We start from the raw sequence: 12,985 nt of genomic DNA, 5'->3' as shown, positions 1-12,985 counted from the left end.
CAGGAAAGGCCTATCTCGTGAGCGAGCCGCAGTCCACCGAGAACACCACCGGAACCGCACGCGTCAAGCGAGGTATGGCCGAGATGCTCAAGGGTGGCGTCATCATGGACGTCGTGACCGCCGAACAGGCGAAGATCGCCGAGGACGCCGGCGCCGTGGCCGTCATGGCCCTCGAGCGGGTCCCCGCCGACATCCGCGCGCAGGGCGGCGTCGCCCGCATGAGCGACCCGGACCTCATCGACGGGATCATCGAGGCCGTCTCGATCCCCGTGATGGCCAAGGCCCGCATCGGTCACTTCGTCGAGGCGCAGATCCTCCAGGCCCTCGGCGTGGACTACGTCGACGAGTCCGAGGTCCTCACCCCGGCCGACTACGCCAACCACATCGACAAGTTCGAGTACACCGTCCCGTTCGTCTGTGGCGCCACCAACCTCGGCGAGGCCCTGCGGCGCATCACCGAGGGCGCGGCGATGATCCGCTCCAAGGGTGAGGCCGGAACCGGCGACGTCTCCAACGCTACGACTCACATGCGGCAGATCCGTCAGCAGATCCGTCGCCTGCAGAACCTGCCCGAGGACGAGCTCTACGTGGCGGCCAAGGAGCTGCAGGCGCCATACGACCTGGTCAAGGAGGTCGCGCAGAAGGGCAAGCTTCCCGTGGTGCTGTTCACCGCCGGCGGTATCGCCACTCCGGCCGACGCCGCGATGATGATGCAGCTCGGCGCCGAGGGCGTCTTCGTGGGTTCCGGCATCTTCAAGTCGGGCAACCCCTCCGACCGGGCCAAGGCGATCGTCAAGGCCACCACCTTCCACGACGACCCGGAGATGCTCGCGTCCATCTCCCGCGGCCTCGGCGAGGCAATGGTCGGCATCAACGTGGACGACATCCCGGAGCCGCACCGGCTCGCCGAGCGGGGCTGGTGACCCGCCGGTGGCCAAGATCGAGGACATCCTCGCGATCGAGCGGATCGACCGGGATCTCTACCGCGGTCACCCGATCGAGACCCACCTGCAGCGCACCTTCGGCGGTCAGGTCGCCGGACAGACCCTGACCGCCGCGGTGAGTACCGTCGACGACGACAAGCACGTCCATTCCCTCCACGGGTACTTCATCCGCCCGGGGATCCCGTCCGCTCCGACCGTCTTCCAGGTCGACCGGCTGCGTGACGGACGCAGCTTCGCCACCCGACGGGTCACCGCGATCCAGGAGGGCGAGCCCATCTTCTCGATGTCGGCCTCGTTCCACCTCCGCGACCAGGAGGGGATCGAGCACCAGGACCCGATTCCCGACGTGATCGACGCCGAGGAGATCCCCGCTCCCCGGTACGAGGACCTGGACGAGACCCACCGCGTCTTCGTGGACGAGTGGGCGCAGTGGGACATCCGGATGGTGCCCAGGGAGAAGCTCCGTGGGTCCTCGCAGATCGCCTCGCAGCAGCGGGTGTGGTTCCGCTGCGTGGACGAGCTGCCGGACGACCCGAACTTCCACGTCTGCACCCTCGCCTACATGTCGGACATGACCCTGCTCAGCTCGGCCAAGGTCATCCACCCGGACGAGCCCACCCAGGACGCCTCCCTCGACCACGCGATGTGGTTCCTGCGCCCGTTCCGGGCCGACGACTGGCTGCTGTACGACCAGACGTCCCCGTCCGCGTTCGGCGGCCGGGCACTCACCCAGGGCCGGATCTTCGACCGCACGGGGCGCCTCGTCGCAGCGGTCACCCAGGAGGGGCTGTCACGTCGCCTCCGGGAGGGCGCGCAGTCCTTCCCGGTGGACCTGTCGGGCTCCGACACAGAACGCGCCGACACCGACCGCGCCGACAAAGACCGCGCCGACACCGATCGCGGGGACGCCGGTTCCCGCGGTGACCGCGGGTGAGTGCTGCGGGCCGTCCCCGGATCGGTGTGCTCGCCCTCCAGGGCGATGTCGCCGAGCACCTCCGCCACCTCGAGCACGTCGGGGCCGAGGCCGTGACGGTGCGCCGCCGCTCGGAACTGGACTCGGTCGACGGGCTGGTGTTGCCGGGCGGTGAGTCGACCGCGATGAGCCGGCTGCTGGACGTCTACGACATGTACCAGCCGGTCTCCGAGCGGATCTCCGACGGTATGCCCGTCTACGGTTCGTGCGCGGGTATGATCCTGCTGGCGTCCGTGGTGCTCGACACCCGCCCGGACGCCACGTGGTTCTCCGCGATAGACATGACCGTCCGCCGGAACGCCTTCGGCCGGCAGGTGGACTCGTTCGAGGCCGACCTCGTGGTGGAGGCTCTCGGCCCCGACCCGTTCCGGACCGTCTTCATCCGGGCACCGTGGGTGGAGACGGTGGGACCGGACGTCGAGGTTCTCGCCGGCGTCCGCGCCTCCGACGGCCTGGATCACGTGGTCGCGGTGCGCCAGGGCAACGCCCTCGCGACCTCGTTCCACCCGGAGGTCACCGACGACGTGCGCGTCCATCGGTACTTCCTCGACATGGTCCGGGCGGCGACCTCGTAGAGTGGGCCGTCAGCGGCACCCATAAGTCACCCAGAGGTCATCCAGGCCTCACCCAGACACCCCGGAGGGCGGAACTCCCCATGTCAGGCCATTCCAAGTGGGCCACCACCAAGCACAAGAAGGCGGCGATCGACTCCAAGCGCGGCAAGCTCTTCGCCAAACTCGTCAAGAACATCGAGGTGGCAGCCCGCACGGGTGGTGGTGACCCGGACGGCAACCCGACGCTGTTCGACGCCATCCAGAAGGCCAAGAAGAACTCGGTCCCGGGCGACAACGTCGAGCGGGCGCGCCGGCGTGGCGCCGGTGAGGAGGCGGGCGGCGCCGACTGGGAGACCATCATGTACGAGGGCTACGGCCCCAACGGCGTGGCGATGCTCATCGAGTGCCTGACGGACAATCGCAACCGCGCGGCCATGGAGGTCCGGACGGCCATGACCCGCAACGGCGGGAACCTGGCGGACCCGGGCTCGGTGGCCTACCTGTTCGCCCGCAAGGGTGAGATCCTCCTGGACAAGGGCGAGCTCGAGGAGGACGACGTCCTCATGGCTGTGCTCGACGCCGGGGCCGAGGAGGTCAACGACCTCGGTGATCGGTTCGAGGTGATCTGTGAACCCACCGACCTCGTCCAGGTCCGCACGGCGCTCCAGGACGCGGGGATCGACTACGAGTCCGCGGAGTCGGGCTTCCGTGCCTCCGTCGAGGTCACCGTGGACGAGGAGGGGGCGGGCAAGATCTTCAGGTTGATCGACGCGCTCGAGGACTCCGACGACGTCCAGAACGTCTACTCGAACGTGGACATCCCCGACGACGTGCTGGCCGCCCTCGACTCCTGACGTCGGCACCGCTGGTAGGGTATCGAACGTAGGTTCTATCACTGCTCGGCGGAGGTTGCGATGCGTGTCATGGGTGTCGACCCGGGTCTGACCCGGTGTGGTCTCGCGCTGATCGAGACCGCACCGGGTCGCGCCGTCACGGCCCTGGACGTGGACGTGGTCCGCACGACGGCGGATGAGCCCCTGGAACGCCGACTCCGGGCCGTGCACGCGGTGGCCGACGAGTGGATGGCGGTCCACCACCCCGACGTGGTGGCGATCGAGCGGGTGTTCGCGCAGAACCAGGTGTCCACCGCGATGGGTACCGCGCAGGCCGCGGGAGTGGTGGCGTTGGCGGCGGCCTATCGCGACATACCGGTGGCGTTCCACACCCCGTCGGAGGTCAAGGCGGCGATCACCGGAAGCGGACGTGCGGACAAGAAGCAGATGACGCTCATGATCACGCGGATCCTCGGGTTGCAGAAGCCACCCAGCCCCGCGGACGCGGCCGACGCCCTGGCGCTGGCGGTGTGCCACAGCTGGCGGGCTCCCATGCAGGGGCGGGTGAGCGCGCTCGACGCGCAGGTGTCCCGGTCGCGTGCGGGATTCGAGGCCAAGGTGGCGGCAGCGCGTGCGACGGCCGCGGCGGACCATGACCGGGGTCGTGCGACGACCGTCGATCAGGAACGCGCCCGGGCGGCCGCCCGGGGAATGGCTCGGACGAAGGGAGTGCGCTGGTGATCGCCTCGATACGGGGAACGGTGGCCGAGATCGGCCTGGACCGGTGCGTGGTGGAGGCGGGCGGCGTCGGCGTCCTGGTCCACGCCACCCCCGCCGCACTCGCGGGGCTGCGACGGGGGGACGAGGGCATGCTGCACACCGAGTTGGTGGTGCGCGAGGACTCCCTCACCCTCTTCGGCTTCGATTCCGTGGACGCCCGTCGGCTGTTCTCGACCGTCCAGACGGTCTCCGGCGTCGGCCCACGTCTCGCACTGGCGATCCTGGCCACGCTCGAGCCGGATCAGCTGGTGAGGGCGCTCGGTACAGAGGACGTCAAGGCGCTCACGCGGGTACCGGGTGTGGGTAAGCGCACCGCCGAGCGAATGGTGCTCGAACTCAAGGACAAGGTCGGCCCCGTGCACCTGACCGGCGGGGGCGGCGACGGTTCCGGCAGTCCGGCGGCCCCGGCCGCGACCGAGGTGGCCGGGGCACTCGAGGGTCTGGGCTTCTCCGTCACCGAGGCGGAGAAGGCCGCCACCGCGGTCATGGCGACAGATCCGGAGCTCGGCCCTGCGGAGGCGCTGCGGTTGGCACTGCGTTCGCTCGGTAGGCGCTGATGACGGGGCCGTTCGGACACGGGGCCGAGGAGCTGCACTCCCCGGGGGCCGGTGACGTCGCGGACGCCGAACTGTCCGCGTCATCGACACCGTTCGATTCCGATGTCGAGGGGGCCCTGCGTCCACGGAACCTGGGGGAGTTCATCGGCCAGGAGACGGTCCGTGAGCAACTCGACCTGGTGCTCACCGCGGCGACCCGTCGCGGTGTGGTCCCGGACCACCTGTTGTTCTCCGGCCCTCCGGGTCTGGGCAAGACAAGCCTCGCCATGATCGTGGCGGCCGAACTGGGGGGTTCGCTCCGGATCACCTCCGGGCCCGCGCTCGAGCGGCCGGGAGACCTCGCCGCCATGCTCTCCAATCTCATCGAGGGCGACGTCCTGTTCATCGACGAGATTCACCGGATCGCGCGCCCCGCCGAGGAGATGCTGTACCTCGCCATGGAGGACTTCCGGATCGACATCATGGTGGGCAAAGGACCCGGTGCCACCTCGATTCCGCTGGAAATATCCCCGTTCACCCTGGTCGGGGCCACCACGCGGTCGGGTGCGCTCACCGGCCCGCTCCGGGATCGCTTCGGCTTCACCGCGCACATGGACTTCTACTCGGACGCCGACCTGGCCCGGATCGTCTCCCGCGCGGCCGAGATCCTCGCGATCCATGTGGAACCGGAAGCGGCGGTGGAGATAGCCGGGCGCTCACGCGGGACGCCCCGGATCGCCAACCGACTTCTCCGTCGCGTGCGGGACTTCGCGGAGGTACGAGCAGACGGGAGGGTCACGGTGCCCGTCGCGCGCGCGGCTCTCGAGGTCTACGAGGTAGACGGACTGGGCCTGGACAGACTCGACCGCGCGGTACTGCGCGCGCTCCTCGTCCAGCACGAGGGCGGACCCGTCGGTCTGAGCACGCTCGCGGTCGCCGTGGGGGAGGAGTCGAGCACCCTCGAGGAGGTCTGCGAACCGTTCCTCGTCCGTGCCGGGCTACTCGCCCGCACGCCCCGCGGACGGGTGGCCACCGCGGCGGCATGGGATCACCTGGGGCTGCGCCGAGCGGAGCGCGACCCGGAGGAACCCATGCTCCCGGTGGAGACCGAGACGGGACCCGGCCCGCGCGGCTGACGACCTGGGTGGCATCCTCGGACGAGACCGGTCCGTAGCCCGGAACCGACACCATCGGACCCCGACCCGAGGGGTCCCGAGCCGAGAGGACCCCGCATGGGACTGGAACTCCTACTACCCGTGATGATCATCGCGCTCGTCGCGCTGATGTTCTTCCAGACCTCCAAGCAGCGCAAGGCGATGAAGGAGCTGCAGCAGATGCAGGCCTCCCTCACGGTCGGTGACCAGGTGCTCACCACCTCGGGTCTGCACGCCACGGTCGTCTCGGTCGCGGAGGAGAGCCTCGTACTGGAGATCGCCCCCGGCGTCCGGACTCAGTGGGATCGCAGGGTGATCCGGGAGAAGCTCGACCTCGGTACCTCCCCCGGCTCGGCCGACGGGGCCGACGGCGCTGGTTCCTGACAAGCGCCTACCGGCGAGTAGTGTGATGGGGCCGTCCAGCCGGAGGCCTCCGACGAAGACCGAGAGAGATCACCTGTGTCACCAGTCCGTTCTCGAGGCGTCGACGCCCGCCCCAGACCGTGGGCTCTGCTGTCCGCCTTCCTCCTGGTGCTGTTCGTCCTCTTCCTCGCCGCGTTCGCCGTGGCCGAGAGAGGCCTGACGCCCAAGCTCGGCATCGACCTGCAGGGTGGCACGCGGGTCACGTTGATCCCCATCGGTCAGCCTGACGAGCAGGACCTGCGTCTCGCGCAGGACATCATCCGCGATCGTGTCGACGGTCTCGGCGTGGCCGGTACCTCCGTCGTGCTCGAGGGCAGCAACATCGTCCTCACGGTCCCCGGCGAGGACTCCAGCCAGGCCCGTGACCTCGGGACCACCTCGCAGTTGACCATCCGCCCGGTGCTGCAGACGCAGCCCGTCTCCGAGGGTGACCTGGAACCCGTGGCGGCGGCCAAGGGAGACCGCGAAGCGGTGGCGAGAGAGGTGGCCGCGGCCCGTGAGGTCCGGCAGGGTGATCCCGCCGAGCTCGCCGAGACCCTCGCGACGTTCCGATGCCCCGAGCGCGACGTGCTGGCCGGCTTCGACGACCAGTCCCAGGCTCTCATCGCCTGTGGTGAGGGTGCGAAGTACGTCCTCGGCCCGGTTCCGCTGCTCGTCGGTGAGCCGGAAGACGGGGAGCGCCTCGACGGTCAGCAGATCGTCAAGGACTCGGTGAGCTCCGGGTTCAGTCAGCAGGCCGGGCAGAACGAGGTCTCGTTCCGCTTCGCCGCCGGCCCCGGTGACCAGGGCAGCGCCACCTGGTCACAGCTGACTCAGGAATACCTCCAGCAGCAGATCGCGATCCTGCTGGACGGATCGGTGATCAGCGCCCCGGTGGTCCAGGGGGTGACGCCGGTCGGTTCGGCGACGTCCATCACCGGTAGCTTCACGATGGACGAGGCGGCCTCGCTCGCCGCCAACCTGCGATACGGTGCGCTCCCGATCTCCTTCGAGGACCCCAACGTCGACAACGTGCCCGCCTCCCTGGGGCTCGCATCCCTGGATGCGGGTCTCCTGGCCGGCGCGATCGGGTTCCTGCTGGTGTTGGCCTACTCCGCGCTCTACTACCGCCTGCTCGGCGTGTTGGCGTTCATCTCCCTGGCGTTGTCGTTCCTCCTGACGTACGTGACGTTGGTCTTCCTCGGGTACACCGTGGACTACAGCCTCGACCTGGCCGGCATCGCGGGACTCGTGATCGGCATCGGCATGACCGCCGACTCCTACGTGGTGTTCTTCGAACGCATCAAGGACGAGCTCAGAGACGGGCACAGATTCAGATCCGCGGTTCCCCGGGCCTGGAAGAGTGCGAGTCGCACGATCGTCACGGGCAACGTGGTCAGCCTCATCGGCGCCGTCGTGCTCTACCTCCTGGCCAGCGGTGAAGTGCGCGGTTTCGCCTTCACCCTCGGGCTGACCACCGTCATGGACGTGTTCGTGGCGTTCACGGTGACCTGGCCGTTCGTCTATCTGGCATCCACCAGGTCCACATTCGCCAAGCCGTGGGCCAACGGCATGGGGCGGATGAGCACCCTCCAGGCCGCTGCCGCCGAGCAACGGCGACTGGACCAGGCGGAGGAGAGGGAACGCGACCAGACCAGTGGTCGCGGGGTGTCCGCCACCATCAACGGTCCGGGCGGCGCCACGGCCACACTTCCGCGGTCAGACCGTCCCGCGACCGACGAGGAGGAGGGCCGATGACCACCGCGACCACCACGGCCGGGGGCGAGCCGTCCCCGGCGGCGAAGCCGGACGGCCTGTTCAACCGGCTCTACACCGGGACCGGCGCGTTCGGCATCATCCCCAACCGCCGCCGGTTCTACGTGCTGACCACCGTCATAGTTGCGGTGTGTCTGGCCAGCATCCTGTTCCGCGGCTTCACCTTCGGAATCGACTTCACCGGCGGGACCAAACTCACGATGCCCGCCGGGGACGTCGACAAGGACCGCGTCGCCGCAGTGGTTCAGGAGTCCGTGGGCGAGGAACCGCAGACTGTGCAGATCGTCGGCGCCGGGGCGGCCCGGATCGTCGAGGTCGAGACCCGGTTCCTCACCAGCGACGAGATCATGGCCACCAAGTTCGCGCTCTTCGAGGAGTTCCAGCCGGTGACGGCGGACGGCGAGACCTCCGTGGAGGCGATCGGCGACTCCGCGCGGAGCGAGAGCTGGGGCGGGCAGGTGACCGAGAGGGCCTTGATCGCGCTGGCCGTGTTCCTCGTGGTGGTCTTCGGCTACATCGCCTTCCGGTTCGAGTGGCAGATGGCGACGGCGGCCATCGTCGCCCTGTTGTTCGACGTGATCACCACCGCCGGTGTCTACTCCCTCGTCGGATTCGAGGTCACCCCCGCCACGGTGATCGGTCTGCTCACGATCCTGGGATTCTCGCTGTACGACACGGTGATCGTGTTCGACAAGGTGGAGGAGAACACCAGGGGACTCAAACACACGGCGAGCCGCACCTTCGCGGAAGAGGCGAATCTCGCCGTCAACCAGACGCTCATGCGATCGATCCACACCACCGTGATCGGAATCCTGCCGCTACTGGCCCTGGTCGTGATCGCGGTCTGGATCCTGGGGGTGGGTACGCTGATGGACCTCGCCCTCGTGCAGATGGTGGGCATCATCACCGGTACGTTCTCCTCCGTGTTCCTCGCGACCCCCCTGCTGGTGTCCATGAAGGAGCGCAATCCCGAGATCAGACGCCAGACCGCCAAGGTCCTGGCCCGACGGGAGAAGGCCGAGGCCACCGCATGACAGAACCTGCGATCTCAGAGGTGTCGCCGACGATCGTCGCCGCCGTCGAGAGACTGATGCGCCGGGTGGAGGACTTCCCGGCCGCAGGGGTGCAGTTCTGCGACCTCACGCCGGTGCTGGCCGACCCCGACGGATTCGCTGCCGTGGTCGACGGGCTCGTCGGGAGCCACGAGGTCGGCTCGGTCGACTACGTGGCGGGGCTGGACGCCCGGGGCTTCCTGCTCGCCGGGGCGGTGGCGGTGCGGTTGCACACCGGCGTGCTGGCCATCCGCAAGGCCGGCAAGCTCCCGCCGCCGGTGCACTCGCGGTCATACGAACTCGAGTACGGCGCGGCGACGTTGGAGCTCCCGGCCGACGGCCTCGACCTCCGGGGAAAACGCGTCCTCGTGGTCGACGACGTTCTTGCCACGGGGGGCACGCTCGGCGCTGCCGTCGGGTTGCTCGACGACTGCGGCGCTGTCGTGGCGGGGCTGTCGGTCGTGCTCGAGGTCCCCGGTCTCGGGGGTAGGGATAGACTGGCCGACACACCGCTGACCTGCCTCACGGTCGCGTGACCCCCGCCCGTCGTTGACGGAACGGATCTGGAGGGAGGAGCCGTCATGACGAATCGGCAGGATCCCGCCGCGGACGCCGGCGCCGGCCCGCAGTCCGCACCGAGGGAGCAACCTCAACCCAACACGCAGCCTCTCCCGGTGATACCGGGGGCGCGCCCGTCCGCGGGCAGGCGCGTCCGGGCCAGGTGGGCTCGCCGCCTCACCTCCGGGCTGACCGTGACCTCCACACCCTCCGTTCTCGAACCCCTGGTCCGCGTGCACCGGATCCACCACGTCAAGGCCGACGTCGGGTTGCTCGCGCGCGCCTATGCGCTCGCCGAGCGCCAGCACGAGGGCGTGTTCCGCAAGTCGGGGGACCCCTACATCACCCACCCACTGGCGGTCGCGACCATCTGCGCCGAGATGGGGATGGACACCACCACCCTCGTGGCGGCGCTGTTGCACGACACGGTGGAGGACACGGACTACTCTCTCGAGACCCTCTCCTCGGATTTCGGCGACGAGGTCGCCCACCTGGTGAACGGGGTCACCAAGCTCGACAAGGTCGACTTCGGTGAGGCGGCCGAGGCGGAGACCATCCGCAAGATGATCATCGCGATGGCACATGACCCACGGGTCCTGGTGATCAAGGTCGCGGACCGCCTGCACAACATGCGGACCATGCGCTTCCTGCCCCCGGAGAAGCAGGTCAAGAAGGCCCGCGAAACCCTGGAGGTGATCGCGCCGCTGGCGCACAGGCTCGGCATGGCCACCGTGAAGTGGGAACTCGAGGACCTGGCCTTCGCGATCCTGGAACCGAAGAAGTACCAGGAGATCGTGCGGTTGGTCGCCGACCGGGCGCCCAGTCGGGACGTCTACCTGGCCACGGTGATCAACCGGGTCCGAACAGAACTGGAGAAGGCCCACATCCAGGCCAGGGTCGAGGGGCGCCCCAAGCACTACTGGTCGATCTACCAGAAGATGATCGTCCGGGGACGCGAGTTCGACGAGATCCACGACCTGGTCGGTATCCGCGTGCTCTGTGAGGACGTGCGGGACTGCTACGCCGCGATCGGCGTGGTCCATTCCACCTGGAAGCCGATGCCCGGAAGGTTCAAGGACTACATCGCCCAGCCCCGGTTCGGTGTCTACCGCTCACTCCACACCACCGTGATCGGGCCCGACGGCAAGCCGCTCGAGATCCAGATCCGGACCCACGAGATGCACCGCAACGCCGAGTACGGCATCGCGGCCCACTGGCGCTACAAGGAGACTCGCGGCAAGCACCACGGCGATCCCACCGAGGTGGACGAGATGGCGTGGATGCGCCAGCTGCTGAGTTGGCAGCGTGAAGCCGCCGACCCGGGGGAGTTCCTCGACTCACTGCGCTTCGAGATGACGAGCAAGGAGATCTTCGTCTTCACGCCGAAGGGCGACGTGATCAATCTCCCTGTCGACGCGACCCCCGTGGACTTCGCCTACGCCGTCCATACCGAGGTCGGTCACCGGTGCATCGGTGCGCGGGTCAACGGTAAGCTCGTCGCGCTCGAGAAGCCGCTGGAGAACGGTGAGGTCGTCGAGGTGTTCACCTCGAAGGATCCCAACGCCGGACCCAGCCTGGACTGGCAGAAGTTCGTCGTGTCAGGCAGGGCCAAGAGCTCGATACGCCAGTGGTTCGCCAAGGAGCGGCGCGAGGAGGCCCTCGAGCGCGGCAAGGATCTCATCACCCGCGAGGTGCGGCGCGGGGGAGTGCCCGTCCACCGGGTCTTCTCCAACGAGTCGCTCGCCGGGGTCGCACGGGAGTTGGGTTTCGCCGACGTCACCGCCCTGTACACGGCGATCGGTGAGAACCACGTCTCCGCCAAGCAGATCGTGGGTCGGCTCATCGCCGCCCACGGGGGCGTCGACGAGGTCACCGAGGAGCTGGCGGACCGCTCGCGGGACAAGAACATCACCTCGAACCGTCCCGCGCCACCGGGTCCCGGAATCCTGGTGGGCGGTGTGAAGGACGTGCACGCCAAACTCGCCCGCTGCTGCATGCCGGTGCCCGGAGACCAGGTGCTGGGGTTCATCACCCGCGGCGGTACCGTCAGTGTCCACCGCACCGACTGCACCAACGCCTCCGCACTGCACCGCGAGCCCGAGCGACTGGTCAAGGTCGAGTGGGCGCCCCAACCGGGTGCGGTCTTCCTCGTGGCGATCCAGGTGGAGGCGCTCGACCGGCACCGGCTCCTGTCCGACGTGACCAAGGTACTGGCGGACGAGAAGGTCAACATCCTCTCCGCCTCCGTCCAGACGGCGGGCGACGATCGTGTGGCCATCTCGCGGTTCACCTTCGAGATGGCCGACCCCAAACACCTCGGACACGTCCTGCAGACGGTCCGAGGTGTCGAGGGGGTCTTCGACGTCAACCGAATGACGTCGGGCTGACGACACTCCCCGGATCCCCCGCCCGGTTCCGGTCGGCTATCGCGGCGGCTCTGAGGTGGAGATCCCTGCGCAGCGCGGCGGGTTCGAGGACCTCGACCTCGGGTACGCCCAGTAGCTGCGCGAGGGCGATCGAGTGCTTCTCCATGGTCAGGTCGATCTCGAGGAGTCCGCCATATCGTCGTGCCGTGTCCACCGCATGACGGGTCCCCGGCCCCGGCACCGACGAGGTGAGGTGCTCGACAGACCCCTCCGGGATCAGCAGACGAACGGGGAGAGTGTGTATCGACGACTCGAACTCCTCCCTGGACCGGGTCCAGTACTCCTCCAGGGAGAAACCGGAAGGTCGTACAGAGGGTTCGTCATGGATCACGCAGCCCGTGATGCGGGACAAGCGGTATGTACGCGGGTGTGAACCGTGCGCGGCGACCAGGTACCAGTTGTCGCCCTTGAGAACTAGGCCCAGGGGATCGACGAGGCGGGACACGGTCGCACGATCGTCACCGCGGCGCTCGTAGCAGATCGTCAGTCGCCGGCCCGACCACACGGCCCGGGCCACCGCGGGTAACGCTTCCGGGCGGTCCGACGAGCCGAACCAGCGTGATTTGTCCACGAGGAACCGTTCCCGTGCCGGCTCCACTTCGCCGTCCCGTGCAGTGGGAACGCTGAGCAGCTTGAGCCTGGCCACCTCGAAGTCCACCTGCATCCCTAGATCCCGTGAAGCGGTCTCGCCGATGACCAGTGCCCGGAGCTCCGAGGACGACATCCCGGTCAGGGGCGAGCGCCACCCTTCGACCAGTCCGACTCCGCCAGTCGGTCCGGTCCGGGTCCACACCGGTACACCCAGGTCGTGCAGAGCAGCGATGTCACGCTGGATCGTCCGGGTCGACACCTCGTGTCGTTCGGCGAGCCGGGACACCGACGTCCGGGAGTCCCTCGAGAGTTCCATGAGGATGGCGACCAGCCGGGAGGACCTCATGGGACGAAATCTACAGAATTGGCGACACTAGATGTCGCCAACCGGGGAGATGATCAATTC

The 12,985-nt window shown here is 68.4% G+C and carries 13 protein-coding genes; 12 read left to right on the top strand and 1 reads right to left on the bottom strand.

What is annotated here, in order from left to right; all coding sequences use genetic code 11:
- The first annotated feature begins 17 nt into the window (after positions 1–17).
- From pdxS to A6048_RS08860, 12 genes are all read left to right on the top strand, one after another.
- Positions 18–923 carry a pyridoxal 5'-phosphate synthase lyase subunit PdxS gene (gene pdxS, locus A6048_RS08915; protein WP_107747513.1) on the top strand — a complete coding sequence of 302 codons (906 nt, stop codon included), beginning with the start codon at positions 18–20 and terminating at the stop codon, positions 921–923.
- 7 nt (positions 924–930) lie between these two features.
- Entirely contained in the window at positions 931–1,878 is a 948-nt protein-coding gene (locus A6048_RS08910) for an acyl-CoA thioesterase (protein WP_235027653.1), read from the top strand.
- On the top strand, positions 1,875–2,492 hold the full coding sequence (gene pdxT / locus A6048_RS08905) for a pyridoxal 5'-phosphate synthase glutaminase subunit PdxT (RefSeq protein ID WP_107747514.1): 618 nt from the start codon (positions 1,875–1,877) through the stop codon (positions 2,490–2,492). The genes A6048_RS08910 and pdxT overlap by 4 nt, the downstream gene beginning before the upstream one ends.
- Positions 2,493–2,572: 80 nt before the next feature.
- Positions 2,573–3,325: a YebC/PmpR family DNA-binding transcriptional regulator gene (locus A6048_RS08900; protein WP_107747515.1), complete on the top strand. Its 753-nt coding sequence runs from the start codon at positions 2,573–2,575 to the stop codon at positions 3,323–3,325.
- Positions 3,326–3,385: 60 nt separating this feature from the next.
- Complete coding sequence (locus A6048_RS08895) at positions 3,386–4,045, top strand: crossover junction endodeoxyribonuclease RuvC (RefSeq protein ID WP_107747516.1); 660 nt, start codon at positions 3,386–3,388, stop codon at positions 4,043–4,045.
- Positions 4,042–4,641: a Holliday junction branch migration protein RuvA gene (ruvA, locus tag A6048_RS08890; RefSeq protein WP_107747517.1), complete on the top strand. Its 600-nt coding sequence runs from the start codon at positions 4,042–4,044 to the stop codon at positions 4,639–4,641. Before A6048_RS08895 ends, ruvA begins: the two co-directional genes overlap by 4 nt.
- Entirely contained in the window at positions 4,641–5,756 is a 1,116-nt protein-coding gene (ruvB, locus tag A6048_RS08885) for a Holliday junction branch migration DNA helicase RuvB (protein ID WP_200837440.1), read from the top strand. Before ruvA ends, ruvB begins: the two co-directional genes overlap by 1 nt.
- Positions 5,757–5,852: 96 nt before the next feature.
- Complete coding sequence (gene yajC / locus A6048_RS08880; RefSeq protein ID WP_107747518.1) at positions 5,853–6,158, top strand: preprotein translocase subunit YajC; 306 nt, start codon at positions 5,853–5,855, stop codon at positions 6,156–6,158.
- Between the two features lie 75 nt (positions 6,159–6,233).
- Positions 6,234–7,934 carry a protein translocase subunit SecD gene (gene secD / locus A6048_RS08875; RefSeq protein WP_412523696.1) on the top strand — a complete coding sequence of 567 codons (1,701 nt, stop codon included), beginning with the start codon at positions 6,234–6,236 and terminating at the stop codon, positions 7,932–7,934.
- A complete protein-coding gene (secF, locus tag A6048_RS08870) occupies positions 7,931–8,986 on the top strand; it encodes a protein translocase subunit SecF (RefSeq protein WP_107747519.1) in 1,056 nt (351 codons plus the stop codon). Before secD ends, secF begins: the two co-directional genes overlap by 4 nt.
- On the top strand, positions 8,983–9,540 hold the full coding sequence (locus A6048_RS08865; protein WP_107747520.1) for an adenine phosphoribosyltransferase: 558 nt from the start codon (positions 8,983–8,985) through the stop codon (positions 9,538–9,540). Before secF ends, A6048_RS08865 begins: the two co-directional genes overlap by 4 nt.
- Before the next feature lie 45 nt (positions 9,541–9,585).
- Positions 9,586–11,949 carry a RelA/SpoT family protein gene (locus A6048_RS08860; RefSeq protein WP_107747521.1) on the top strand — a complete coding sequence of 788 codons (2,364 nt, stop codon included), beginning with the start codon at positions 9,586–9,588 and terminating at the stop codon, positions 11,947–11,949.
- Here A6048_RS08860 and A6048_RS08855 read toward each other — a convergent pair.
- A complete protein-coding gene (locus A6048_RS08855) occupies positions 11,927–12,925 on the bottom strand; it encodes a helix-turn-helix transcriptional regulator (protein ID WP_107747522.1) in 999 nt (332 codons plus the stop codon). The two genes, A6048_RS08860 and A6048_RS08855, sit on opposite strands and share 23 nt — an antisense overlap.
- Positions 12,926–12,985 lie beyond the last annotated feature (60 nt).

Origin of the sequence: Dietzia psychralcaliphila, assembly GCF_003096095.1 — a bacterium.
In the GTDB taxonomy this organism is placed as follows: Bacteria; Actinomycetota; Actinomycetes; order Mycobacteriales; family Mycobacteriaceae; genus Dietzia; species Dietzia psychralcaliphila.
The sequence above is the reverse complement of the archived record's forward strand: the minus strand, read 5'-3'. Positions and strand labels throughout refer to the sequence as shown.

What these genes read in the sequence shown, in the direction of transcription:
- A6048_RS08900 (WP_107747515.1), top strand. Translation starts at nt 2,573, where the DNA reads ATGTCAGGCCATTCCAAGTGGGCCACCACCAAGCACAAGAAGGCGGCG.
- A6048_RS08895 (WP_107747516.1), top strand. Translation starts at nt 3,386, where the DNA reads ATGCGTGTCATGGGTGTCGACCCGGGTCTGACCCGGTGTGGTCTCGCG.
- ruvB (WP_200837440.1), top strand. Translation starts at nt 4,641, where the DNA reads ATGACGGGGCCGTTCGGACACGGGGCCGAGGAGCTGCACTCCCCGGGG.
- yajC (WP_107747518.1), top strand. Translation starts at nt 5,853, where the DNA reads ATGGGACTGGAACTCCTACTACCCGTGATGATCATCGCGCTCGTCGCG.
- secF (WP_107747519.1), top strand. Translation starts at nt 7,931, where the DNA reads ATGACCACCGCGACCACCACGGCCGGGGGCGAGCCGTCCCCGGCGGCG.
- A6048_RS08865 (WP_107747520.1), top strand. Translation starts at nt 8,983, where the DNA reads ATGACAGAACCTGCGATCTCAGAGGTGTCGCCGACGATCGTCGCCGCC.
- A6048_RS08860 (WP_107747521.1), top strand. Translation starts at nt 9,586, where the DNA reads ATGACGAATCGGCAGGATCCCGCCGCGGACGCCGGCGCCGGCCCGCAG.
- A6048_RS08855 (WP_107747522.1), bottom strand. Translation starts at nt 12,925, where the DNA reads ATGAGGTCCTCCCGGCTGGTCGCCATCCTCATGGAACTCTCGAGGGAC.